Source organism: Enterobacter hormaechei ATCC 49162 (assembly GCF_001875655.1).
In the GTDB taxonomy this organism is placed as follows: Bacteria; Pseudomonadota; Gammaproteobacteria; order Enterobacterales; family Enterobacteriaceae; genus Enterobacter; species Enterobacter hormaechei.
On sequence record NZ_MKEQ01000001.1, the window covers coordinates 1,571,331 to 1,594,647 of the forward strand.

General features: G+C 61.4%; 20 protein-coding genes. 9 read left to right on the plus strand and 11 right to left on the minus strand.

The genetic code is table 11. The annotated features are described in order from the left end of the window. Window positions 1–63 precede the first annotated feature (63 nt). The 4 genes from BH712_RS07860 to BH712_RS07875 all read left to right on the plus strand — a co-directional run bounded on the left by BH712_RS07860 (window position 64) and on the right by BH712_RS07875 (window position 2,818). Window positions 64–1,152 carry an oxidoreductase gene (locus BH712_RS07860; RefSeq protein ID WP_006809668.1) on the plus strand — a complete coding sequence of 363 codons (1,089 nt, stop codon included), beginning with the start codon at window positions 64–66 and terminating at the stop codon, window positions 1,150–1,152. A 57-nt stretch (window positions 1,153–1,209) separates the two neighbouring features. Next, window positions 1,210–1,953, plus strand: coding sequence for an SDR family NAD(P)-dependent oxidoreductase (locus tag BH712_RS07865; protein WP_006809669.1), 744 nt, complete (start codon window positions 1,210–1,212; stop codon window positions 1,951–1,953). Between the two features lie 183 nt (window positions 1,954–2,136). Continuing rightward, window positions 2,137–2,442 carry a type II toxin-antitoxin system RelE family toxin gene (locus BH712_RS07870; protein WP_032673591.1) on the plus strand — a complete coding sequence of 102 codons (306 nt, stop codon included), beginning with the start codon at window positions 2,137–2,139 and terminating at the stop codon, window positions 2,440–2,442. Next, window positions 2,414–2,818 carry a helix-turn-helix domain-containing protein gene (locus tag BH712_RS07875; protein ID WP_032673592.1) on the plus strand — a complete coding sequence of 135 codons (405 nt, stop codon included), beginning with the start codon at window positions 2,414–2,416 and terminating at the stop codon, window positions 2,816–2,818. Before BH712_RS07870 ends, BH712_RS07875 begins: the two co-directional genes overlap by 29 nt. Here the strand turns inward: BH712_RS07875 and BH712_RS07880 are convergent. The 7 genes from BH712_RS07880 to entC form a co-directional block, all read right to left on the minus strand. Beyond that, entirely contained in the window at window positions 2,815–3,012 is a 198-nt protein-coding gene (locus tag BH712_RS07880) for a YbdD/YjiX family protein (RefSeq protein WP_006809671.1), read from the minus strand. The genes BH712_RS07875 and BH712_RS07880 overlap by 4 nt on opposite strands. A 114-nt stretch (window positions 3,013–3,126) precedes the next feature. Further along, the gene (gene cstA, locus BH712_RS07885; RefSeq protein WP_006809672.1) at window positions 3,127–5,232 is read right to left on the minus strand and encodes a pyruvate/proton symporter CstA; all 2,106 of its coding nucleotides are present in this window, start codon (window positions 5,230–5,232) and stop codon (window positions 3,127–3,129) included. Window positions 5,233–5,381: 149 nt separating this feature from the next. Next, window positions 5,382–5,795, minus strand: a complete 414-nt coding sequence (gene entH / locus BH712_RS07890; protein ID WP_006809673.1) for a proofreading thioesterase EntH — start codon at window positions 5,793–5,795, stop codon at window positions 5,382–5,384. Then, the gene (gene entA / locus BH712_RS07895; protein WP_006809674.1) at window positions 5,795–6,550 is read right to left on the minus strand and encodes a 2,3-dihydro-2,3-dihydroxybenzoate dehydrogenase EntA; all 756 of its coding nucleotides are present in this window, start codon (window positions 6,548–6,550) and stop codon (window positions 5,795–5,797) included. The genes entH and entA overlap by 1 nt, the downstream gene beginning before the upstream one ends. Beyond that, window positions 6,550–7,404, minus strand: a complete 855-nt coding sequence (locus BH712_RS07900; RefSeq protein ID WP_032673593.1) for an isochorismatase — start codon at window positions 7,402–7,404, stop codon at window positions 6,550–6,552. The genes entA and BH712_RS07900 overlap by 1 nt, the downstream gene beginning before the upstream one ends. 10 nt (window positions 7,405–7,414) lie before the next feature. Beyond that, window positions 7,415–9,025 carry a (2,3-dihydroxybenzoyl)adenylate synthase EntE gene (entE, locus tag BH712_RS07905; protein ID WP_006809676.1) on the minus strand — a complete coding sequence of 537 codons (1,611 nt, stop codon included), beginning with the start codon at window positions 9,023–9,025 and terminating at the stop codon, window positions 7,415–7,417. Between the two features lie 9 nt (window positions 9,026–9,034). Continuing rightward, the gene (gene entC, locus BH712_RS07910; protein WP_032673595.1) at window positions 9,035–10,210 is read right to left on the minus strand and encodes an isochorismate synthase EntC; all 1,176 of its coding nucleotides are present in this window, start codon (window positions 10,208–10,210) and stop codon (window positions 9,035–9,037) included. Window positions 10,211–10,398: 188 nt separating this feature from the next. On the opposite strand from entC, the gene fepB reads away from it, so the two are divergent. Further along, entirely contained in the window at window positions 10,399–11,358 is a 960-nt protein-coding gene (gene fepB / locus BH712_RS07915; protein WP_006809678.1) for a Fe2+-enterobactin ABC transporter substrate-binding protein, read from the plus strand. A 77-nt stretch (window positions 11,359–11,435) separates the two neighbouring features. On the opposite strand, the gene entS is transcribed toward fepB, so the two are convergent. Continuing rightward, window positions 11,436–12,662 (minus strand): enterobactin transporter EntS, encoded by a 1,227-nt coding sequence (gene entS, locus BH712_RS07920; protein ID WP_006809679.1) that lies wholly within the window; start codon window positions 12,660–12,662, stop codon window positions 11,436–11,438. Window positions 12,663–12,770: 108 nt separating this feature from the next. Between entS and fepD the strand changes: the two genes are divergently transcribed. The 3 genes from fepD to fepC are packed head-to-tail and all read left to right on the plus strand — an operon-like array spanning window position 12,771 to window position 15,555. Next, window positions 12,771–13,775, plus strand: coding sequence for a Fe(3+)-siderophore ABC transporter permease (fepD, locus tag BH712_RS07925; protein WP_032673596.1), 1,005 nt, complete (start codon window positions 12,771–12,773; stop codon window positions 13,773–13,775). Continuing rightward, the gene (fepG, locus tag BH712_RS07930) at window positions 13,775–14,764 is read left to right on the plus strand and encodes an iron-enterobactin ABC transporter permease (RefSeq protein WP_102765825.1); all 990 of its coding nucleotides are present in this window, start codon (window positions 13,775–13,777) and stop codon (window positions 14,762–14,764) included. The genes fepD and fepG overlap by 1 nt, the downstream gene beginning before the upstream one ends. Then, the gene (fepC, locus tag BH712_RS07935) at window positions 14,761–15,555 is read left to right on the plus strand and encodes an iron-enterobactin ABC transporter ATP-binding protein (RefSeq protein WP_006809682.1); all 795 of its coding nucleotides are present in this window, start codon (window positions 14,761–14,763) and stop codon (window positions 15,553–15,555) included. Before fepG ends, fepC begins: the two co-directional genes overlap by 4 nt. An 82-nt stretch (window positions 15,556–15,637) precedes the next feature. Here the strand turns inward: fepC and entF are convergent, their stop codons facing one another. Genes entF through fes form a run of 3 tightly spaced genes read right to left on the minus strand, consistent with a single transcriptional unit; the run spans window position 15,638 to window position 20,914 of the window. After that, the gene (gene entF / locus BH712_RS07940) at window positions 15,638–19,495 is read right to left on the minus strand and encodes an enterobactin non-ribosomal peptide synthetase EntF (protein WP_006809683.1); all 3,858 of its coding nucleotides are present in this window, start codon (window positions 19,493–19,495) and stop codon (window positions 15,638–15,640) included. Then, window positions 19,492–19,704 (minus strand): MbtH family protein, encoded by a 213-nt coding sequence (locus BH712_RS07945; RefSeq protein ID WP_006809684.1) that lies wholly within the window; start codon window positions 19,702–19,704, stop codon window positions 19,492–19,494. The genes entF and BH712_RS07945 overlap by 4 nt, the downstream gene beginning before the upstream one ends. A gap of 10 nt (window positions 19,705–19,714) precedes the next feature. Further along, window positions 19,715–20,914, minus strand: a complete 1,200-nt coding sequence (gene fes / locus BH712_RS07950; protein WP_032673598.1) for an enterochelin esterase — start codon at window positions 20,912–20,914, stop codon at window positions 19,715–19,717. A 145-nt stretch (window positions 20,915–21,059) separates the two neighbouring features. On the opposite strand from fes, the gene BH712_RS07955 reads away from it, so the two are divergent. Continuing rightward, entirely contained in the window at window positions 21,060–23,300 is a 2,241-nt protein-coding gene (locus tag BH712_RS07955; protein WP_006809686.1) for a TonB-dependent siderophore receptor, read from the plus strand. The last annotated feature ends 17 nt before the right edge of the window (window positions 23,301–23,317 follow it).

The window sequence follows — 23,317 nt, forward strand, 5'->3', positions numbered from 1 at the left end:
TATTAGCCATCCGGATGTCCAGACATAACATCGGGTTAGCGCTTGCTAAAAAAGGACAACACCATGAGCAACACCGATATCCGCGTCGTGCCCGGCCCGGCGAACTACTTCTCTCATTGCGGAAGCCTTGCGCAGCTGGATGATTTCTTTACGCCGGAACAGCTTTCCCGCGCGGTGTGGATCTACGGCGAGCGGGCAATCGAGGGCGCACGCCCTTATCTGCCGGAGAGCTTTAACGCGCCGGGGGCAAAACATCTGCTGTTTAAAGGTCATTGCAGCGAGCGTGACGTCACTCATCTGGTGAACGAGTCGGGCCGTGAAGCGAGCGTGGTGATTGGCGTGGGCGGCGGCGCGGTGATGGATACGGTCAAGGCCGTGGCGCGTCGTCTGGGTGTGCCGTTCGTGGGCATTCCCACCATCGCCGCCACCTGCGCGGCATGGACGCCCCTCTCCGTGTGGTACAACGATGCCGGTCAGGCGCTACAGTTTGAGATTTTTGACGACGCCAACTTTCTGGTGCTGGTAGAGCCGCAGATCATTCTGAACGCCCCGGCAGAATATTTGCTGGCGGGCATCGGCGATACGCTGGCGAAGTGGTACGAAGCGGTGGTCCTCGCCCCTGAACCGGAAAACCTGCCTCTGACCGTGCGTCTCGGCCTGAACGGTGCGCTGGCGATCCGCGACGTGCTGCTGGCGCGCAGTGAAGAGGCGCTTGCGGATCAGCAGCGCGGGGAACAAACGCAGGCGTTCCGGGACGTGGTGGATGCGATTATTGCCGGAGGCGGTATGGTTGGTGGTCTGGGTGAGCGTTATACCCGCGTGGCGGCGGCGCATGCGGTGCACAACGGCTTAACCGTGCTCCCGCAGACGGAAAAATTCCTGCATGGCACCAAGGTGGCCTACGGCATTCTGGTGCAAAGCGCCCTGCTCGGTCAGGACGACGTGCTGGCGCAGCTGGTGGCGGCGTACCGGCGCTTTAACCTGCCGACCACGTTGCGCGCGCTTGACGTCGACATCAATAACCGCGACGAACTGGATCAGGTGATTGCCCACACCCTGCGTCCGGTAGAGTCGATTCACTATCTGCCGGTTGCGTTAACGCCTGACGTTCTGCGCGCCGCGTTTGAGAAGGTGGAATCCTTCCGCCGTTAATCACGCCGACGGACTATACCTAATGATGGTTCTCACCACTCTCGTAACGAGGTCATCATGCAGATCGATTTAACAGGTAAAAAGGCGCTGGTTACCGGCGCCAGTCGTGGGCTGGGTCGGGCGATTGCGCTGTCGCTGGCGCGCGCCGGTGCCGATGTGGTTATCACCTACGAAAAATCCGTCGATAAAGCACAGCAGGTCGTCGATGAGATCAACGCGCTGGGGCGACACGGCGAGGCGATTCAGGCCGACAGCGCCAGCGCGCAGGCGATTCAGGATGCGGTCACGCAGGCGGCGCGCTCCCTCGGCGGGCTGGACATTCTGGTCAATAACGCCGGGATTGCGCGCGGCGGCCCGCTGGAATCCATGACCCTGGCAGACATTGACGCTCTGATTAACGTCAACATTCGCGGCGTGGTGATCGCCATTCAGGAAGCGCTGGTGCATATGTCTGACGGCGGACGCATCATCAACATCGGCAGCTGTCTGGCAAACCGCGTGGCGCAGCCGGGCATTGCCGTCTACTCAATGACCAAATCCGCCCTTAACTCTCTTACCCGCGGGCTGGCCCGCGATCTGGGGCCGCGCGGCATTACCGTTAACCTGGTGCACCCCGGCCCGACCAACAGCGATATGAACCCGGAAGACGGGGAACAGGCAGACTCTCAGCGTCAGCTTATTGCCCTGGGCCATTACGGTCAGCCGGAAGACGTCGCGGCGGCGGTCACGTTTCTTGCCAGCCCGGCTGCGGGGCAAATTTCCGGCACCGGTCTGGACGTGGACGGCGGGTTGAACGCCTGATCGCATATTTCCTGCAAGCCTCTGTCGCCCGGCAGAGGCCTGTTCGAGCCGCCTCGACGATTCGCGTTTTGCCGCTTTCACCCATTTTTTCTCCGCTCTACAGTATCCCATTAGAAATTCGGAATTTATCTAATAGTCTTATTATTCCCTTATATTTTGTGTGGGCGTACAGTGGAGGTACGGATGAAGATTGTCTGGTCCAATGGTGCAAAGAAGGCATTTTCAAAGATTGACGAGCGGTATCAGCATCGCATTGAGGTAAAGCTCTCCGAGTTAGATGACCGCTCTGCTCCCCGGCCCGATATCAAGAAAATATCGGCGACAGAAGATCATTTCCGGCTACGCGTTGGCGATTACCGCATCATCTATACGCTTCGGGACGATCCCGATGACCATTGTTATGTTTTGGCCGTCAAGCGCAGAACTTCAACGACTTACCTGCATGAGGAGAGTGCCAACTATGGCTGTACAGCTAATCAAGGACGATAACGGGAAAACGCAGTACGTCGTTATTCCCTATCACGAGTATTTTCGTATGCTCTTACAGATGGCAGAAATTGACGATGAAACCGACGACGATCTGGAGGATATTGAGGTCGAACACGATAGCCTGGATGATGTGGAATTGCCCGGAGAAGTGTGCAGCATCATGACCTGGCAGAAGGTCAGCCTACAGGCCGCCTGGCGCATTTTACGCGGTATGTCTCAGCAGGAGGTGGCGGAGAAGCTTGGCATCACCCAGTCCGCCGTGTCACAGCTGGAAGCGCTGGACTCCCGTCCGCAAAAGCGCACCCGCGAAAAGCTGGCGGCGATCTACGGCTGTAAACAGGAGCAGATCAGCCTCTATTTACCAAAAGAGGGTTAACAGCACTTCGCCCCGCCCTTGCCACCGTAGCGGGCGTCCTGGCGGTCGCGGAAAAATTCTTCGTAGGTCATGGGCGTCTGGTCCGGGTGGTTGACGCGCATATGCTCGACGTAGTTATCGTAATCCGGCACGCCAATCATCATTTTAGCGGCCTGGCCCAGGTACTTACCTGCTTTGGAAAGGGTGTCAAACATAAGTCGTTTCTCACATGTTCCCCTCACCCCGGCCCTCTCCCCAAAGGGGAGAGGGTGTTAGAAGTCCCCTCTCCCCTTTGGGGAGAGGGTTAGGGTGAGGGGTGGTTGTTCAAATTAATGCGCCCCTTTCGCCTGGGTCACAATCTCGTCCAGGTTCTCAGGCATTGGCTCATACGGTGTCTCTTTCGCCGTTGGCTTGTCGACTTTCAACGCCGCCAGCGCGGTTTTGAGAGAATACAACGCCAGCACCACAACCACCACCATAAAGAAGATGGTCAGCCCGGCATCCAGACGGTTGTTAAACACCAGCTGCGACAGCTGGGATTCGGTGTACTGCGACGGGATCTTGCCGCTATCGATCATCGCCTGGAACTTGTTGGCGATCGCCAGGAAGCCCACCTTGTTGTCCGGGCTGAAGGCTTTCTGCCAGCCCGCCGTCAGGGTACAAATCAGCAGCCACGCCGTTGGCACCAGTGCCACCCAGGCGTAACGCTGGCGCTTCATCTTGAACAGGACAACGGCACAAAGCATCAGCGCCATGCCCGCCAGCATCTGGTTGGCGATACCGAACAGCGGCCAGAGGGTGTTAATCCCGCCCAGCGGATCGACCACGCCCTGATGCAGGAAGTAGCCCCACGCCAGCACGCACAGTGCCGTCGCCAGCAGGTTAGCCGGGAGTGAATCGGTACGTTTCAGGTTCGGGGAGATCACCCCCAGCAGATCCTGCAACATAAAGCGCGCCGCGCGCGTACCGGCATCCACCGCCGTCAGGATAAACAGCGCCTCGAACAGAATGGCGAAGTGATACCAGAACGAGACATCCATCAGCCCGCCCAGCGCGCCGTGAAGGATGTAGGCCATGCCCACCGCCAGCGTCGGTGCCCCACCCGCACGGGAAATTATCGACTGCTCGCCTACCTCGTTGGCGATATGGGTCAATGTTTCCGGGGTGATCGCAAAGCCCCAGCCACTCACCACCTGCGCGGCAGAAGCGACCACATCAACGGTGCCTGCCGGAGCCAGTACCGCCATCGGGCTGTTCATCGCAAAGTAGACGCCCGGATCGATGATGCAGGCAGAGACCAGCGCCATGATGGCAACGAAGGACTCCATTAGCATGCCGCCGTAGCCAATCAGGCAGGCCTGATTTTCATTCGCCAGCATCTTCGGCGTGGTGCCAGAAGCGATCAGCGCGTGGAAGCCCGACACCGCGCCACAGGCGATGGTGATAAACAGGAACGGGAACAGGTTGCCGGTCCAGACCGGGCCGGTGCCGTCAATGAATTTGGTCAGCGCAGGCATGGTCAGGGTCGGACGCATAATCAGGATGCCGATTGCCAGCCCGACAATGGTGCCGATTTTCAGGAACGTAGAGAGATAGTCACGCGGGGCCAGCAGCAGCCATACCGGCAGCACCGCCGCCACGAAGCCGTAGCCCACCAGCATCCAGGTCAGCTGTACGCCGGTAAAGTCGAAGAACGGTGCCCAGGTCGGGCTTTCCGCTACCCAGCCGCCGGAAATAATGGCAAACACCAGGAACACCAGGCCAATCACCGACACTTCGCCAATGCGTCCCGGGCGCAGGTAGCGAATGTAGATCCCCATAAACAGCGCCAGCGGAATGGTAAAGGCGACGGTATACGTCCCCCACGGGCTGTGGGTCAACGCTTTCACCACGATCATCGCCAGCACCGCGAGGATGATCACCATGATCATAAAGGTCGCCACCAGCGCAATCACCCCGGCGGTCGCCCCCATCTCCTCTTTCACCAGTTCACCCAGCGAGCGCCCGTCGCGGCGGGTGGAGACAAACAACACCATAAAGTCCTGCACCGCGCCCGCCAGCACCACCCCCGCGAGGATCCAGATCATCCCCGGCAGGTAGCCCATCTGCGCCGCCAGCACCGGCCCCACCAGCGGGCCTGCCCCGGCAATCGCCGCAAAATGGTGACCGAACAGCACTTTTTTGTCGGTCGGCACGTAGTCCAGACCGTCATTGTGACGCACGGCAGGCGTCATGCGCGTGCCGTCTACGCCCAGTACCGTCTTCGCGATATAGCGGCCATAAAAACGGTACGCGATCAGATAAATGCAGACGGAGGCGACGACGATCCAGAGCGCATTGATCTGCTCCCCCCGGTTGAGGGCGATGTAGCCCAGGGCAAAGGCTCCCACCACGGAGAGCACCGCCCACGTAAGGTATTTCCCTGAGTTGTTCATAGTTGTTGTCCGTTGTTGTGAAACAGTGAGATGTTACATTTTGTTTCTAGAACAACGGATAAAATTTAACAACTTTGAAACGCAATAATGCGTGGTCAAACCAGAGATTTACACCACAGTGTTAAGCCGATCACTTTCAGCGGAATGCCTTACCCCAACACCATCGTACTCAACCGACAGGTACAGCATCGCCGTCCCTGCTCGTCGAAAACCACGATCTCCCAGCTCTGGCTGGAACGCCCCAGATGCAGCGGCTGACACACGCCGCGTACCTTACCGTGAGAGACCGCGCGGTGGTGGGTGGCGTTCAGTTCCGTGCCCACCACGTTCTGCCCGTCACGGGTCATCAGAAAACCGGCCATTGAGCCGAGCGTTTCCGCCAGCGCCGCCGAGGCCCCGCCGTGCAGCAGGCCAAACGGCTGATGGGTACGCGCATCCACCGGCATTTCGGCTTCCAGCGTATCGTCCCCGAGGCGGGTATAGACGATGCCAAGGTGCCCCACCATCGTGTTCTGGCTGGTGGCGTTCAGCTCATCGAGGGATAAATGACGTTTCCAGATCATTACGCCCCCAGCGTGGAGCCGCCGTCTATCACGATGTCCTGCAAGGTGATATGGCTGGCGGCATCGGATGCCAGGAACAGCACCGTGCTGGCAATCTCCTGCGGACGGGCAATTTTACCGAGCGGAATGCCGAGCTTGAACTGCTCGCCAAAGCCGCGAATGCGCTGCTGTTCGGCATCGTTGCTGGTCCACAGGGTGCGCTGCATGTCGGTATCCGTTGAGCCTGGCGACACCAGGTTACAGCGCACGCCGCTGCCCGCCAGCTCCAGTCCGACGGTCAGCGCCAGGCTTTTCAGCGCCGCTTTTGACGCGCCATAGGCGCTCATGCCGATGCGCGGCGTGTGCGCCGCGTCGGAGGCCACGGTGACAATCGCCCCCCCCTGCTGACGGCGGAACTGGCCCATCGTCTGCTGGAACAGGTTGAACGCACCGCCGACGTTGACCGCAAAAGTCTGCTGCCAGTCCTCCTGCGAGAGTTGATCCGTCGCCCCCATGCGCAGAATACCCGCTGCGTTGACCAGCACGTCGAGCCGCTCAAGGGTGCTGAGTAAACGCCCGCAAACGTCACTCACCTGCGCCGCGTCCGCCACGTCCAGCGTTTCGGTGGCAAACGGATAATCGCCCTGCGGAAAGGCCAGATCGAACCCGGTCACCTGCGCGCCCGCCTCCACAAACGCCAGCGCGGTCGCATAGCCAATGCCCTTACCCGCGCCCGTCACCCAGACCGTTTTGCCGGTAAAATCGAACCCCGCCATTACTTCACCTCGCGGGAGAGCAGCGCCCACCAGGCGTCGAGGGTCGGATTTTTTGCCAGCATCACAAAATCAATGTCGCCGTGCACTTTGCGCCAGCGGGCGGCCAGCGCCATCATGCGCACTGAATCCAGACCGAAGTCGATCAGGTTTTCGTCATCCATCGGTTCGTCGGACTCGTCCAGCAGCGGCAGGATCAGCTCACGCAGCGCGGCTTTCGTTGCCGGAACGGACGGCAGCAGCTCGTCGGTCATCACCACGCGGCCAGAGCGACCGGCCACGTATTTCAGCGACATCAGGTGCTCGTCGCGGGTGAAATCCGCCAGCGCGTCGGCGATAAAGAACGGCTTGATGTCGCGCATAAAGGCGTCGGTGGCGGTGGTCATGCAGCCGATGTGGGCGTACACGCCGGTGATCAAAAGCTGATTGCGGCCGGTCTCTTTCAGCATCTGCTCCAGCGGCGAGCGGTGAAACGCGCTGTAGCGCCACTTCACCAGCACGGTGTCCGCTTCGTCCGGGGTCAGCTCTTCGACGATGCGCTGCTGCTCCGGCGAGCGGGTCAGGCCCGGCCCCCACATATCGTTCAGCAGGGCGCGGTCTTCATCGCTCTGCTCTTTCGGCTGCGCGGTGTAGTACACGGGAATGTTGTGTTCTTTGCAGTACGCGCGCAGTCTGGCGATGTTCGCCACCACCTGCTGCATCATGTCGCTATTTTCGCCCCAGAAGTTCAGAAAGTATTCCTGCATATCATGGATCAGCAGTGCGGCGCGTTCCGGCTCAAACGCCCAGTTCACCTTGTTGGTCGGCAGTTCGGCGGCGGTTGGCAGCGCGTAAGCGGTTAATTTTGGAATGGCCATTCTCTGTTCCTCAGCCCCGGGCGCGTTCAGCAAGCCACAGGCGCAACTGTTTCTTATCAACTTTGCCGACCGGCGTGAGCGGAAGCGCATCCACGCTCTCCACGCGGTCTGGCAGCTTAAATTCGGCAACGCCCTGCTCGCGCAGGAAGCGGCGCACCTCAACCGCACGCAGGGGCTGTTTCACCACCAGATACGCGCAGCTTTTTTCACCCAGCAGGCTGTCCTCCATGCTCACCAGCGCGGCATGGTTCACCGCTTCGTGGCGCAGCAGCAGGTTTTCGATCTCTTCGGCGGCGATCTTCTCGCCACCACGGTTGATCTGATCTTTCTCGCGCCCCTGCACGGTGATGTACCCCTGCTCGTCGATGGCGATCAGATCGCCGGAACAGTAAAAGCCGTCGGCGTCGAAGGCGCTGGCGTTATGTTCCGGGCTGTTGAAATAGCCGCGGAAGGTGTACGGGCCGCGCGTCATCAGACGTCCGACCTCCCCGCGCGGCAGCGGGTTGCCGTCCTCGTCCGCCACCCACACCTCATCATCCGGGCACATCGGGCGGCCCTGGGTGTTAATGATGCGTTCCGGCGCGTCGTCGAGCGCGGTGTAGTTCACCAGCCCTTCCGCCATGCCAAACACCTGTTGCAGCTGGCAGCCGATTTCCGCCGGAATACGCGCCGCAAGCGTGGCGGAGAGGCGCGCCCCGCCCACCTGGAGCAGCTTCAGGGATTTAAGCTGCGCGTTCCCCGCGCCGTCGGCAATCGCCTGCAACCACAGGCTGACCGCGGGCGGCACCAGCGAGGTGACGTTTATCTGATGCTGCTCAATCAGCGGGAAGCAGAGCGTGGCGCTCGGATCGTTCGCCAGCACCACGCAGCCGCCCGCCGTGAAAACGCCTAACGATCCCGGCGAGCTCATGGCGTAGTTGTGCGCCGCAGGGAGCGCGTTCAGATAACGGGTGTGCGCAGTGATACCGCAAATCTCGTTGCTGCGGCGGATGCTGTAGTCGTAATCGTTGTGCGTACGCGGGATCAGCTTCGGCGTGCCGGTGCTGCCGCCGGAAAGCTGGAAGAACGCCACTTCGTCGGCGGGCGTCGGGTTCGGGATGAAATTGTCCGCCGGGCGCGCAATCGCCGCTTCCAGCGCGTGTTCGCCCTTATCGCCGCGCAGCAGCACGACGCGTACCGAGCGATGCGCATCCACAAAAGTGTTGAGAAAATCATCGCCCGCGAACAGCGCGTGGTCGCGATCGGCAATCAGCACGGCGGGTTTGATCTGCAAGGCGTAAGCATTCAGTTCGCTGCGCTGATGGCTAAAGAGCGCGTTGACCGGCGCGACGCCAATTTGCAGCAGCGCGAAGAAGGTGATGTAGAACTCGGCAACGTTGCCGAGCTGCACCAGCGCGGTCTCGCCGCGATGCAGCCCCTGCGCCTGAAGGGCGGACGCCAGGTTATTCACCGACTGATGAAACGCGCGATAGGTGATGCGGCGATCGCCGTCAATAATCGCGACCGCATCGCTGTCCGCATGGTCCGTCAGGATGTGGGTCAGGGGCCGATCCTGCCAGTAGCCTTTTTCACGGTAGCGGCGGGCGAATTCCTCAGGCCAGCGGGTAAAGGGAATAGTCATGAGCGTTCCTTAGTGCAGTCCGAACACGTTGAGCATGGTGGAGAGCTTCACGCCCGTCTCGCGCCACTCGCCCACCGGGGAGGAAGCAGGCACAATGCCCGCACCGGCAAACAGGCGAACGGTATTTTGATGCAGCCGCGCGCAGCGGATAGTCACCACCCACTCGCCGTTGCCTTCGCTGTCGCACCAGCCAACGATGCCGCCAAACAGTTCACGGTCGAAGGGTTCCAGCTCGGCAATCAGCTCTTTTGCCGCCTGATGCGGGAAGCCGCTCAGGGCCGGGGTCGGGTGCAGCAGGCAGGCCAGCGTCAGGGCGTTCTCGTTTTCACGCGCGTCACCTTCTACCGGCGTGGCCAGATGCCACAGCGTTGGCGTGGTGATGAGCTGCGGGGAAGACGGCATGCTCAGATGATGGCTGCGCGGTTGCAGAAGGGTTTTCATCGCCTGGGTCACCAGGTCGTGTTCGTGACGGTCTTTTTCGGAAGCCAGCAGCTTAGTGCCCGCTTCGCGATCCAGCACATCGTCCGGCTGACGGCGCGCGGAGCCTGCCAGCGGCAGCGAGCTAAAATGCGCGCCCTCTTTACGCAGCAGCAGTTCCGGGCTGGCACCCAGCAGTACGCCGCCGTCTTCCAGCGGCACGTGGAAGTTAAAGCTCGCCGGGTTCTGGGCGATCAGGCGCTCCATCAGCGCGCTGCTATCAATCTTTTTGTCGGTGGCGATATCAATCAGGCGCGACAGCACCACCTTATTCACCTGCGGCGTGGCGGTGAGCGACGCGGCGCGAGCGACCATCTCCTCGAAAACCGGCTGCGGTGGGATCTCGGTGCGCTGTTGCACATTCAGCGTCTGCGCGCCGGAGGCGTAGCGTGCGGACTGCTGACGCGCCGGGCGGGAGAAGGTTTGCCAGCGTTGCGGAATATACAGCGACGACGGTTTGCGGGTATCGAAGGGGATCGCCCCGACCATCACCGGATGGGCAATGCCGCTGGCTTTCGCTTTCCGGAAAGCCTGGGCTAATTTCTGCTGAAAGGGACCTGCCGGATCGTCACCGCCGACGGCGGGTTCAGAAAAACGGGCAAAACAGCCGGACGTGGTAAAACTGCGGTAAGGCGACATAAAGAAAAAGCTGTCTGATTGCAGCGTAGTCGCGGTGTGCTGAACTTCCTCAGCCAGGGACGTGTCCATATCATCCTCCTTAAAATGATAAAAGAAGCAATAATGATTATCATTTATATTTTCGTCGGCTAACCTAATCCCACATCGCCCCGCTGTCAACCATCGGGCAATTAACTTGTGCGACAAACGCTTGCATCCCTTCCCCGCAACCATGAAAATGAGAAGCATTATCTTCAATAAAAACAGGATGCCGCTCTGTGAAACTCCCTGCCGTTTGCCGCAATGCCCTTCTTCTGACAGGACTTTTTGTTTTAGGACTAACCTCAGCGGTCGCCGCCGACTGGCCGCGCCAGGTCACCGACAGCCGCGGTGTGTATACGCTTGAGAGCAAACCGACGCGCATTGTCTCCACCAGCGTGACCTTAACCGGCTCTCTGCTGGCGATTGACGCGCCGGTCATTGCCAGCGGTGCGACCACGCCGAACAACCGCGTGGCGGATGCGCAGGGCTTCCTGCGCCAATGGGGGGATATTGCAAAACAGCGTAATGTTGCCCGGCTGTACATCGGCGAGCCGAGCGCCGAAGCGGTCGCGGCCCAGATGCCGGACCTGATTTTGATCAGCGCCACCGGCGGGGATTCCGCGCTGGCGCTGTACGATCAGCTCTCCGCCATCGCCCCGACGCTTATCATTAACTACGACGACAAAAGCTGGCAGGAACTGCTCACCCAGCTGGGGACGATCACCGGGCACGAAAAACAGGCCGCTGAACGCATCGCTGCCTTTGATAAACAGCTCGCCCAGGTGAAACAGCAGATGAAACTGCCGCCGCAGCCGGTGAACGCCATCGTCTACACCGCCGCCGCGCACACGGCGAACCTGTGGACCGCGGAATCGGCGCAGGGCAAGCTGCTGCACCAGCTGGGCTTTACGCTGGCGGACCTGCCCGCCGGGCTGCACACCTCGAAAAGCCAGGGCAAGCGCCACGACATCATTCAACTGGGTGGAGAAAATCTGGCGACGGGGCTGAACGGTGAAGGGTTGTTCGTGTTTGCGGGCGACCAGAAAGATGTGGATGCGATTTACGCTAATCCGCTGCTGGCGCATTTGCCGTCGGTGAAGAACAAACGCGTCTGGGCATTGGGAACCGAGACGTTCCGCCTGGATTATTACAGCGCGATGTTGGTGTTGCAGCGTTTGAATTCAATTTTTAAATAAGTGGCACATTCCCCGTAGGCCCGGTAAGCGCAGCGCCACCGGGCGTTTTGTCGGGTGGCGGCTACGCCTTACCCGACCTACAGGGGCTGCCTGAACCGACGCAACTCCGCCAAAACCGCCAATAAAATCACGCCAACAACGGCTAACACAAACCCGCTGCTGCTCGCCGAGGCCACCGGGGTCATAATCGCCCCCAGCCCGCCGAGGATCGCCGCGCCGATCGCATCGCCCGTCACGTTCTGCGCGGTCCACAGGCCGTTAATGCGCCCGAGCATCCCTTCCGGCGTCTGGGTCTGGATCAGGGTGTACTGCAAAAGCGAACTGACGGCGCTCAGCCAGCCGAAAATCACCAGACACATTACCCCCAGCGCCCACACCGGCATCAGGCTGAAAAAGCCAATGGCGATAAACGAGGCCAGCGTCGCCACCAGCATAATCAATCCCGGTCTCGCGCTCTGCGCCAGGTTGCCGCTGGTGAGTGCCCCGAAGGCCGCACCGAGCGGAATGGCGGCGTACAGCACGCCAATCTCCGAGGCGCTCATCTGCCACTCCCCCGCCAGCGCGGGGTAGAGCACGCGCACCGCGCTTGCCATCGTCAGCAATCCACCGAGCAGCGCAATGCCACCTATCAGCGGGTTGCTGAACAGAAAACGAATCGCAGCCATCAGCGATTTCAGCGGATGCTCGCGCGGCTGCGGCGGAGGCGGCAGGAGCGGCAGACGCAGCAGGGTCAGGGTGGTGATAAACGTTCCCGCCGCCGCCAGCCCGTAGTTCCACGCCACATTGCCGGTCGCCAGCAACAACCCGCCGACCATCGGCGAAATCACTGAACCCAGACGCACGGTGAGCATGGTAATCGCCCCCGCCTGCATCAGGTTTTCGCGCCCGACCAGCGCAGGCGTGGCCGCCAGCAGCGCCGTCACGCCCAGCGAGGCAAAAAAGCCGTCCCACAGCCCCAGCGCGTAAATGGCAATCAGCGACGGCTCCGGCAGCATCGCGTTCAGGCACAGCCCGATAAAGCCCACGCCGCAGGTGCCGCGCGCCAGCAGGATCAGCTTCTTACGCTCGTAGCGGTCCGCCAGCACGCCGCCGACCATCAGGCCGATGAACATCGCCCCGCCGGTTAAGGTGACGGATAACCCCACCAGCCAGCTGGAGTGGGTCATGGACTGGATCTGTACCGGCACGGCGACGCCGAGCAGGCCGAGGGACAAAATGGAGATAAAGCGAGCGATAAAAACGGCGCGATACGCCGGGTGCGTTTTCAGCAGGCTGAGGTTGAGCAGCCAGGATTTTTGATTCATGACAAAGCCTTGAGTCTAATTCTACCCATTCCATGGGCGCACATGCTAACATAGCCAAATAAGATAGATAACGATAATCACTATCATTATCAAATCATGGATGTTGCTATGTCGTTTTCCTCTTCTGCGGTGCGCGCCGTTGCCGTGCCCGCGTTATTGCTACTGCTAATCCTTGCGATTGCACTCAGCCTGCTGGTCGGCGCGAAGCCGCTGCCCGCGTCCGTTATCGTTGATGCGCTCTCCGGCACCTGCCAGAGCGCAGACTGCACCATCGTGCTCGACGCGCGCCTGCCCCGCACCCTTGCCGGACTGCTGGCCGGTGGCGCGCTCGGCCTTGCCGGTGCCCTGATGCAAACCCTCACCCGTAACCCGCTGGCGGACCCCGGCATTCTCGGCGTTAACTCCGGGGCCAGCTTTGCCATCGTGCTCGGCGCGGCGCTGTTCGGGTTAACGTCGCCCTCTGAACAGCTGGTGATGGCCTTTTGCGGCGCGCTGGCCGCCTCGCTGGTGGTCGCGTTTACCGGCAGTCAGGGCGGCGGTCAGCTCAGCCCGGTACGTCTGACGCTGGCGGGCGTGGCGCTCGCGGCGGTGCTGGAAGGCTTGTCCAACGGCATCGCCCTGCTCAACCCGGACGTGTATGACCAGCTGCGCTTCTGGCAGGCTGGTTCGCTGGATATTCGTACCCTTGAAACCTTAAACGTGGTGGTGATCCCGGTGATTATCGCCGCCGCCGTGGCGCTCTTTTTAAGCCGATCGCTGAACAGCCTGAGCCTCGGCAGCGACACCGCGACCGCCCTCGGCAACCGCGTGGCGCGCACGCAGCTGACGGGTCTGCTCGCCATCACGGTACTGTGCGGCAGCGCGACCGCCGTGGTCGGTCCCATTGCCTTTATCGGCCTGATGATGCCGCACATGGCGCGCTGGCTGGTGGGGGCGGATCACCGCTGGTCGCTGCCGGTCACGCTGCTGGCGACCCCTGCCCTGCTGCTGTTTGCCGACGTACTGGGCCGCCTGCTGGTGCCGGGTGAACTGCGCGTCTCGGTGGTCAGCGCCTTTATCGGCGCGCCGGTGCTGATCTTCCTGGTACGACGCAGACCGGGAGGTAGCGCATGATGGCTCCATCCCGTCGTTTACTTACCAGCGTCTCCCTGCTTGTCGTCGCCAGTCTGCTGCTGGCGGTCTGGAGCCTGCAAAGCGGCGCGGTGACGCTTGATTTTTCTCAGGTGTTTAACGCCCTCATTGGCAGCGCGCCGCGCAACATCACCATGGTGGTGACGGAGTGGCGACTGCCGCGCGTGGCGATGGCGATCCTGGTCGGCGCGGCGCTCGGGGTTAGCGGTGCGATATTCCAGTCGCTGATGCGTAACCCGCTGGGCAGCCCGGACGTGATGGGCCTGAATACCGGCGCATGGAGTGGCGTGCTGGTGGCGATGGTGCTGTTCGGACAGCATCTGACGGCGATCACCTTTACGGCGATGGCGGGCGGCATTCTCACCTCCCTGCTTATCTGGGCGCTGGCCTGGCGCAACGGCATCGACACCTTCCGCCTGATCATCATCGGGATCGGCATCCGCGCGATGCTGATGGCCTTTAATACCTGGCTTCTGTTGCAGGCGTCGCTGGAAACCGCGCTCTCCGCCGGGCTGTGGTACGCCGGTTCCCTTAACGGTCTGACGTGGGGAAAAACCTGGCCCGCCGCGCCGCTGATTTTGCTGATGTTTATCGGCGCGCTGCTGCTGGTGCGGCGCATGCGCCTGCTGGAGATGGGCGACGACAGCGCCTGCGCGCTGGGCGTGAGCGTGGAGCGTTCGCGCCTGCTGCTGATGCTGGTCGCCGTACTGCTGACCGCCGCCTCTACCGCCATCGCCGGGCCGATCTCGTTTATTGCCCTCGTCGCGCCGCATATTGCGCGGCGTCTTAGCGGGACGGCGCGATGGGTCTTAACCCAGGCGGCGCTGTGCGGCGCGCTGCTGCTGCTGGCTGCCGATCTCTGCGCCCAGCGGCTGTTTATGCCTTATCAACTGCCGGTGGGCGTGGTAACCGTCAGCCTCGGCGGGATTTACCTCATCGTCTTGCTCGTTCAGGAGTCACGCAAGAAATGACAGATTCAACCACCCGCTTGCGCGGCGAAAACTTGACCCTCGGCTACGGCAAAAAGATCATTGCCCGTGATTTATCCGTCGCCATTCCGGACGGCCACTTCACCGCCATTATTGGTCCGAACGGCTGCGGCAAATCGACACTGCTGCGCACGCTGAGCCGCCTGATGACGCCGGTTGAGGGCAGCGTGTATCTCGACGGGGAGCAGATCCAGCGCTTCGCCAGCAAAGAAGTGGCGCGCCGAATTGGTCTGCTGGCGCAAAACGCCACTACGCCGGGAGACATTACGGTACAGGAGCTGGTCTCGCGCGGACGCTACCCGCACCAGCCGCTGTTTACCCGCTGGCGCAAAGAGGACGACGAGGCGGTGAAGCGCGCGATGCAGGCGACGGGGATCACCGATCTCGCGCAGCAAAGCGTGGACACCCTCTCCGGCGGACAGCGCCAGCGGGCGTGGATCGCCATGGTGCTGGCGCAGGAAACCGCCATTATGCTGCTGGACGAGCCAACGACCTGGCTCGATATCAGCCATCAGATTGACCTGCTGGAGTTGCTGAGCGAGCTGAACCGCACGCAGGGGTATACCCTGGCGGCGGTGCTGCACGACTTAAATCAGGCGTGCCGCTACGCGACGCATCTGATTGCCTTGCGAGACGGCGAAATTGTGGCGCAGGGCGCGCCGAAGGAGATTGTGACGCCGGATCTGATCGCGCAGATCTACGGCATGCGCTGCATGATTATCGAGGATCCGGTGGCGGGTACGCCGTTGGTGGTGCCGTTGGGTCGGCGGTAATTGCCGGGTGGCGGCTACGCCTTACCCGGCCTACATTTTGCTCCCGTAGGCCCGGTAAGCGCAGCGCCACCGGGCATTTGCACTATCCTAAAATTTCCTTCAGTACCGGCCCTATCTTCTCAAACGCCTGCGGTGAAATGATATCCACGTGGGCGCAGTCCTGACTGTACACCTCCAGCTCACTCACCCACGGCGACCACGCAACATGCGGATCCATCGTTCGCGTGCGCTCGGCAACAAACAGCGTTGCTTTGCCGTTAAACCGCGCGCTGTGCGCCGTGGTAAGCAGTCGCACCGCGTCCGCGTAGTTGCCTTCAATGGCATTAAACAACTCGCCGGAGCCCTGCCCCTGCTGGGCGGCGATAAACGCCTGACGTTCGCGTTCGATCTCCGCCAGTACCTCCGGATCGAGGCCGTTGGCCTCTTTCTCCGACCAGTTCTGGGTTTCCGGCGGCCAGGTATCCAGCAGGCCGAGGAACGCCACCGCTTCACCCTGCTCGCGCAGACGGGCGGCAATGCCCTGCGCCAGCGTGCCGCCGAGGGAATAGCCGAACAGATAATACGGCCCCTGCGGCTGCTGCTTACACAACGTAGCCAGGTGGTGCTCAATGACCCCATCCAGATCCGCACACTGCTGCATCGGCCCGTCAGGTCGGGGAGACTGAATGCCGACGATTGACCAGCGCGGGCTGAGGTAGCGCGCCAGCACGCTAAACTGCCAGGCAAAGCCGGACGCCGGATGGAAGCAGAACAGCGTCGGCCCGCTGCTTTCACGCAGCGGGAGAAGAGTTTCATACCCCAGACGCTGCGCCTGCTCGTCGCTCATCTGCGAGTCCAGCAGCGCGCTGAGCTTGCTCACCGTCGAGGCGACCATAACCTGCCCCGGCGTGACCTTGCGGTTAAACGCGCGGCTGAGCTGAGCCGCGAGGCGCATCGCCAGCAACGAGTGACCGCCGAGGGCAAAGAAGTCGGCTTCGATATCGTTCACCGCGCAGCCCAGCAGGAGAGAAAACGCCTGCGCGACGGCGACTTCGGTTTCCGTCTCCGGCGCGCGGCCGGAGGTTTTACTGGTCAGCTCCGGCAGCGGCAGCGCCTTGCGATCCAGCTTGCCGTTGGCGCTTAACGGCAGCGCACTGATTTGCAGCACCACCACCGGCACCATATGCGGCGGCAGCCGGGCTTTAAGTGATTCAAGAAGCGCATCGCGATCCAGCGGTAAGCCGGATTCAGAAACCACATAGCCCACCAGCTGGCGGGCATCCCCGCCCGTGGCTGCGGCCTGGTTGAACACGCAGGCGTGCGCCACGGCCTGAGCCACGTCCGGCAGCGCGAGCATCGCCCGGTCAATTTCGCCCAGCTCAATGCGCTGACCGCGGATTTTGAGCTGGTCATCGCTGCGGCCCAGATATTCCACCGCGCCGTTGTCCAGCCAGCGGGCAACGTCGCCGGTGCGGTACATGCGCTCACCGGGGACGAACGGATCGGCGATAAAGCGGCTGGCGGTGAGGTCCGGACGGTCCAGATACCCCTGCGCCAGCTGAATGCCGGTGAGATACAGATCCCCCGCCACGCCAAACGGCACCGGGCGCATCATTGCGTCCAGAATGCGCAGCCCCGTATTCCACACCGGGAAGCCGATCGGCACGCTGTTGCCCTCCACCGCCGCCAGTTCAGGGCCAAACGCCGGATACCAGCTGACGTCCACCGCCGCTTCGGTCGGGCCGTAGAGGTTGTGCAGCGGTACATGAGTGAGCTGCTCCCACTCGCGGCACAGCGCGGTGGGCAGCGCCTCGCCGCTACAGAAGACCTGCTTCAGCGTATTGCAGCAGTCCACGTTTTCCGGCGTCAGCGAGGCGACAAACGCCGCCAGCATCGACGGCACGAAGTGGGTGGTGGTTACGCCATATTCTGCGAAGAAACGCTGCATCGCCTGCGGATCGCGGTGCGCGTCCGGCTCGGCCATCACCAGCTTCGCCCCGGCGATAAACGGCCACCAGAACTCCCACACCGACACGTCAAAGCTGCACGGCGTTTTCTGCGCCACCACGTCATGCGCCGCCAGTGGATAATGATCCTGCATCCATTTCAGGCGGTTAACGATGGCGGTATGCCCAACCATGACCCCTTTCGGGCGTCCCGTCGAACCGGAGGTGAAGATGATGTACGCGGTCTGCTCCGGCTTCGCCAGCCGCAGAGGTTCAGCATCGGTGGTTGGTAATAGCATGTTGTAACTAAAAGCAGGAATAGGCAGATCGCTAAAGCGCGGGAGCTGCTCGTCGGTGGTAATGAGCAACGAAGGTTTGGCATCCTCCAGCATCATCCGCAGACGGTCGTCCGGGTAACCGGTATCCAGCGGCAGCCACGCGGCCCCTGCTTCAACAATGCCGTGCAGCGCCAGGGTCAGAAACATCGAGCGCGGGAGGGCCACCGCCACGCTGTCGCCCGGCTTCACGCCGCGTTCGCGCAGCAGGTTTGCCAGCGCGACCACCTGCTCGCGCATCTGACGATAGCTGAGTTCAATACGGGCATCCGCCAGCGCGGGGGCGTCCGGCGTTTTGCCTGCCTGCTCCGCCACCAGATCCGCCAGCGTGGTGGACGGTAGCGCCAGCCCGGTATCGTTGATGCGCGCCAGCTGTGTGTATTCCTGCTCAGAAACCGTTTCCACCTCACCGCAGCGCAGGTCAGGGTTGGCCGCAAACTGCGTCAGCATCGCGTCCAGGCGCGCCGCGTGACGCTTCAGCGTCGCCTCGTCGTAACGCTGCTTATTGGCGAGGATCTCAATGCTCAAGCCACCCTGCTCGTCCGGGAACAGCGCCAGCTCCAGATCGTTCACCGGGCCGGTTGCCAGCGTGTGGGTGATAGCCTCCACGCCGTCGAGATCCAGCTGATAATCGAACACTTTGACGTTCAGCACCGGGCCGAACAGGGCTTCGTCGCCCGCGGCCTTCCCGCTGTCGCGCACGATCTGCTCGGCGTCGTAACGCTGATGGCGGCGCATTTTTTTCAGCTGGTTCGCCAGACGCAGCGCCAGTTCCGGCAGGCTCTCCTGCGGGTTAATATTCACCGCCAGAGGCAGGACGTTGAGCACCGGGCCGGTCGCGGTCAGCGCGGCAGACCCCATGCGGCGCATAAAGATAAACCCGGCGGCGTAATCCAGCCGTCCGGTCAGGCGGCCCAGCCACAGCGCCACCAGCGCAAGGACCAGATCGGTGCGCTGCACCTGCCCTGCCGCCTGTGCAATCTGGCTAAAGGCGCGAGCGTCAATTGCAATTTTCAGGCGCAGGATGTCGGTGGTGGCGGCGCGTCCCGGCAAGGGCGCGGAGGAGAGCGAGACCGGAGAAGGCAACTGCCTGCGCTGCTCGGCCCAGAAGGCACCGTCACGCAGATACGCCTCGCTGTCGCGATAGCGCTGATACTCTTCCACCACCTCGGCAAACGGCGTAAACGGGGAGACAGGCGTCGGTTCACCCTTTATCCACGCAGCGTAAATGGCGGCGATCTGACGGGTAATGGCCGGGAAACTGAAGCCATCCACTACCAGATGGTGATAACGCTGATACCAGTACCAGTGACTTTCGCCCACCTGAATCAACTGGTGAAACGCCAGCGGCTGACCGCTGTCGACGCGCAGGTTCTGGTTGAGATCGGCCTCCATCAGCGCCACGGCGGCGTCGTGGGAGTCAACGCGCACGATGGACGGCTCCGGCAGGATCATGGCCTCATCAACCCACTGCCACACCTCGCCGTTATCCTCGGTGAAACGCATCCGCAGGGTGTCGGCCTGCATCATGCCTTCCGCAATGGCTTTTGCCAGCAATGGTGCGTCGACAGCGCCTTTCAGTTCGGTGTAGTGCGCCACGCTCCAGGCGTTTGGCAGGGAGGAAAGCTGCTCTGCCATCCAGATCCCCGGCTGGGCGGCGACGAGAGGAAGACGGTTCATGCGCGCTCCCCCGCAAAATAAGACGGCTCAAGCGTCTGCCAGTATTCTGCCAGCCACTGCTGGCACGCCTCCTGAGATTGCGGTTCGCAGACCACGCGCCAGCCCGCGGGCAGCCCGCACTGCTGCGGCCACAGGCTGTATTGCCCGTGGTCATTTTGCAAAATGGCGAACTGTCCCTGCGGATTATCGAAAGGATTGCTGAATTCCATACAGACTCCGTTAGTGAATAAGCGGCTGCCAGAGGGTCATCAGCCCCTGCGTCAGCCCACCGCGCCAGCAAAGCGCATCGTGTCCGCCGTCAACCTGACGCCAGAAAACCGGCTGCTGCGTGTGTAGTTCGGCGAGGATCGCCTGGTTTGCGCGCAAGATAAGCGGCTCGTTGCGCCCGGCCTCAAGGACGATGCGCAACCCGCGTGCGGTTTTTTCACCCGCTTTGAGTTGTTCGATGAGCAGCCCGTCCTGCGGTGCGCCGCGGTGCGGCCACCAGTAGGATCCGGACTGGCTGAGGATGCAGCCAAAACGCTGCGGCCAGTTGAGGCCAGCATAAAGCGAAGAAAGCCCGCCGAAGCTCTGGCCTGCCACCACGGTACGGTCGGGGCGGTCGCTGAACGGGGCAATGTTGTTTACCTGCGGGAGAAGTTCGTCCTGCACCGCCAGCCAGAAATCGGGGTTACACGGCAGCTCGCGGCTGCGGTGTGCGGTGTCAATGACGTCGATTAAGACATAGACCGCAGGGGGCAGCTTGCCGTCGCGCGTGAGTGACGCCAGCGCAGGCCAGACGGGCATGCTTTCGGCCCAGAACTGCCCGTCGAGCAGCACCGCCAGCGGGCGATCGGGGCGGTCATCCCCGGTGGTAAAAATCCAGACGCGGCGACGGTTCTTCAGACGCGCGCTGTGCCACTCAATGCAGACAGGCTTTTTGTAAGGGGCATCGGGATGGTTCCAGCCCGGCTGTACGGGTGCGTCCGGCATCTCCAGCGCCGAGACGGCGTGCCCGCGCCCGCCGCGCCAGCTCTGCGCATTTAGCGGGTCGGAAATCGCGTGCGGCAGCAGCTTACGCCAGCCTTCGCGCAATGCCATGCGGTCCGGCTGCGCGCCATCAAACACTGCATCGGCAAAATCATTTTCATTATCGGAGGGAATAAAACAGTAGCTCCCGCGCCATTCGGGGCTGAACTCCCCCTGCCACTGCCAGACGTCGGTATCCGGGATGCGTTCAAGGGATTGCGGACGGGCATTCTGATGGTGATCGGTCACGCCGGTGACGTAGAGCCAGACGCGTTTCACCGTGGATGTTTTCTGCGTGCCTGCCGGGTCCCGCCACCAGAAAGTGACGCGATAGTTATCCTGATGACGTTCCCATTCCGGCCCGTTTTTCGCCTGCCACCACGCTTCACTTCCGGTTGTTAACGCCGTCACCCTTATAACCCCATGTTTCACAGTCTTTTTTGTTTCAGAGCAAATTTTATTGATAATATTATTGATAACTATTTGCATTTGCAATAGCGTAATGCCCGCGCTGTGGGAAGCGCGTTCATAAATAACCATAAAAGCGGGACGTACAATGAATAAGAAGATTCACTCTCTGGCCTTGCTGGTCAATTTAGGGATTTATGGCGTCGCGCTGCCCGCCATGGCAGACGACAACACCGCCTCCGCGCAGCACGAAGACACCATGGTGATCACCGCCGCCGAGCAGAATTTGCAGGCGCCGGGCGTGTCGACCATCACCGCCGATGAGATCCGCAAAAACCCGCCCGCGCGGGACGTGGCGGAAATCATCCGCACCATGCCGGGCGTTAACCTGACCGGCAACTCCACCAGCGGCCAGCGCGGGAACAACCGTCAGATTGACATTCGCGGCATGGGCCCGGAAAACACCCTGATCCTGATCGACGGCAAGCCGGTCACCAGCCGCAACTCCATCCGTCTGGGCTGGCGTGGCGAGCGCGATACGCGCGGTGATACCGGCTGGGTGCCGCCGGAGATGATCGAACGCATCGAAGTGATCCGCGGCCCGGCTGCGGCCCGCTACGGTAACGGCGCGGCAGGCGGCGTGGTAAACATCATCACCAAAAAATTCGACGACCAGTGGCACGGCTCCTGGAACACCTACCTGAACGCGCCTGAACATAAAGACGAAGGTTCCACCAAACGCACCAACTTCAGCCTGAGCGGTCCGCTGGGCGGCGACTTCAGCTTCCGTATGTTCGGTAACCTGGACAAAACCCAGGCCGACGCGTGGGACATCAACCAGGGTCACCAGTCCGAGCGCACGGGCGCTTACGCCAACACCTTGCCCGCAGGGCGTGAAGGTGTAGAGAACAAAGACATCAACGGCGTGGTGCGCTGGGACTTCGCGCCGATGCAGTCGCTGGAGTTTGAAGCAGGCTACAGCCGCCAGAACAACCTGTATGCGGGCGATACGCAGAACACCAACAACGACAACGCGCTGGTGAAGAAAAACTACGGTAAAGAGACGAACCGTATCTATCGTCAGAACTTCGCGGTGACCTGGAACGGCGGCTGGGACAACGGCATTACCACCAGCAACTGGGCGCAGTACGAGCACACCCGCAACTCCCGCCTGGGCGAAGGGCTGGCGGGCGGGACGGAAGGCCTGTTCAACAGCAATAAATTCACCGACACCGATCTGGCCGACGTGATGCTGCACAGTGAAATCAACCTGCCGATTGATTTCATCGTCAACCAGAACCTGACGCTGGGTACCGAGTGGAACCAGCAGCGGATGAAGGACTCCACCTCGTTCTCGCAAACCCAGCAGGGCGGCACCATCCCGGGCATGAGCGAAGACCGTAGCCCGTACACCTCAGCGGAGATCTTCTCCCTGTTCGCTGAAAACAACATGGAGCTGACCGACAGCACCATGCTGACCCCTGCCCTGCGCTTCGATCACCACACCATCGTCGGCAATAACTGGAGCCCGTCGCTCAACCTGTCGCAAGGTCTTGGCGATGACTTCACCCTGAAGATGGGCATTGCGCGCGCCTATAAAGCACCAAGCCTGTACCAGACCAACCCGAACTACCTGCTCTACAGTAAAGGCCAGGGCTGCTACGCCAGTTCCGACGGCGTGGGCTGCTACATGATGGGTAACGACGATCTGAAAGCCGAAACCAGCATTAACAAAGAGATTGGCCTGGAGTGGAAACGCGACGGCTGGCTGGCGGGCGTGACCTGGTTCCGCAACGACTACCGCAACAAAATTGAAGCGGGCTACGCGCCGATTGGCCAGACGTCCACCAGCAAAGTCACCACCGATATCTACCAGTGGGAAAACGTGCCGAAGGCGGTGGTGGAAGGTCTGGAAGGCTCCCTGAACGTGCCGGTCAGCGACACGATTAACTGGACCAATAACATCACCTATATGCTGCAAAGCAAGAACAAGGAGACCGGCGACCGTCTGTCGATCATCCCGGAGTATACGCTGAACTCAACCCTGAGCTGGCAGGTACGCCAGGATGTGTCATTGCAGTCGACCTTCACCTGGTACGGCAAGCAGCAGCCGAAGAAATACAACTACAAGGGCCAGCCGGTGACCGGGTCTGAGAAAGACGAAGTCAGCCCGTACAGCATCGTTGGCCTGAGCGCGACCTGGGACGTGACCAAAAACGTCAGCCTGACCGGCGGCGTGGATAACGTCTTCGACAAGCGCCAGTGGCGCGCAGGTAATGCCCAGACGACCGGAAATGCCACCACCGGTGCGTATATGTACGGTGCGGGTGCGTATACGTATAATGAACCGGGTCGCACCTGGTACATGAGCGTCAATACGCGTTTTTAAGGCACTGAAATCCTTCC

Bases quoted from the DNA above. Each gene is read 5' to 3' on its own strand.
- BH712_RS07860 (WP_006809668.1), top strand. From the start codon at position 64: ATGAGCAACACCGATATCCGCGTCGTGCCCGGCCCGGCGAACTACTTC.
- BH712_RS07865 (WP_006809669.1), top strand. From the start codon at position 1,210: ATGCAGATCGATTTAACAGGTAAAAAGGCGCTGGTTACCGGCGCCAGT.
- BH712_RS07870 (WP_032673591.1), top strand. From the start codon at position 2,137: ATGAAGATTGTCTGGTCCAATGGTGCAAAGAAGGCATTTTCAAAGATT.
- BH712_RS07875 (WP_032673592.1), top strand. From the start codon at position 2,414: ATGGCTGTACAGCTAATCAAGGACGATAACGGGAAAACGCAGTACGTC.
- BH712_RS07880 (WP_006809671.1), bottom strand. From the start codon at position 3,012: ATGTTTGACACCCTTTCCAAAGCAGGTAAGTACCTGGGCCAGGCCGCT.
- cstA (WP_006809672.1), bottom strand. From the start codon at position 5,232: ATGAACAACTCAGGGAAATACCTTACGTGGGCGGTGCTCTCCGTGGTG.
- entH (WP_006809673.1), bottom strand. From the start codon at position 5,795: ATGATCTGGAAACGTCATTTATCCCTCGATGAGCTGAACGCCACCAGC.
- entA (WP_006809674.1), bottom strand. From the start codon at position 6,550: ATGGCGGGGTTCGATTTTACCGGCAAAACGGTCTGGGTGACGGGCGCG.
- BH712_RS07900 (WP_032673593.1), bottom strand. From the start codon at position 7,404: ATGGCCATTCCAAAATTAACCGCTTACGCGCTGCCAACCGCCGCCGAA.
- entE (WP_006809676.1), bottom strand. From the start codon at position 9,025: ATGACTATTCCCTTTACCCGCTGGCCTGAGGAATTCGCCCGCCGCTAC.
- entC (WP_032673595.1), bottom strand. From the start codon at position 10,210: ATGGACACGTCCCTGGCTGAGGAAGTTCAGCACACCGCGACTACGCTG.
- entS (WP_006809679.1), bottom strand. From the start codon at position 12,662: ATGAATCAAAAATCCTGGCTGCTCAACCTCAGCCTGCTGAAAACGCAC.
- fepD (WP_032673596.1), top strand. From the start codon at position 12,771: ATGTCGTTTTCCTCTTCTGCGGTGCGCGCCGTTGCCGTGCCCGCGTTA.
- fepG (WP_102765825.1), top strand. From the start codon at position 13,775: ATGGCTCCATCCCGTCGTTTACTTACCAGCGTCTCCCTGCTTGTCGTC.
- fepC (WP_006809682.1), top strand. From the start codon at position 14,761: ATGACAGATTCAACCACCCGCTTGCGCGGCGAAAACTTGACCCTCGGC.
- entF (WP_006809683.1), bottom strand. From the start codon at position 19,495: ATGAACCGTCTTCCTCTCGTCGCCGCCCAGCCGGGGATCTGGATGGCA.
- BH712_RS07945 (WP_006809684.1), bottom strand. From the start codon at position 19,704: ATGGAATTCAGCAATCCTTTCGATAATCCGCAGGGACAGTTCGCCATT.
- BH712_RS07955 (WP_006809686.1), top strand. From the start codon at position 21,060: ATGAATAAGAAGATTCACTCTCTGGCCTTGCTGGTCAATTTAGGGATT.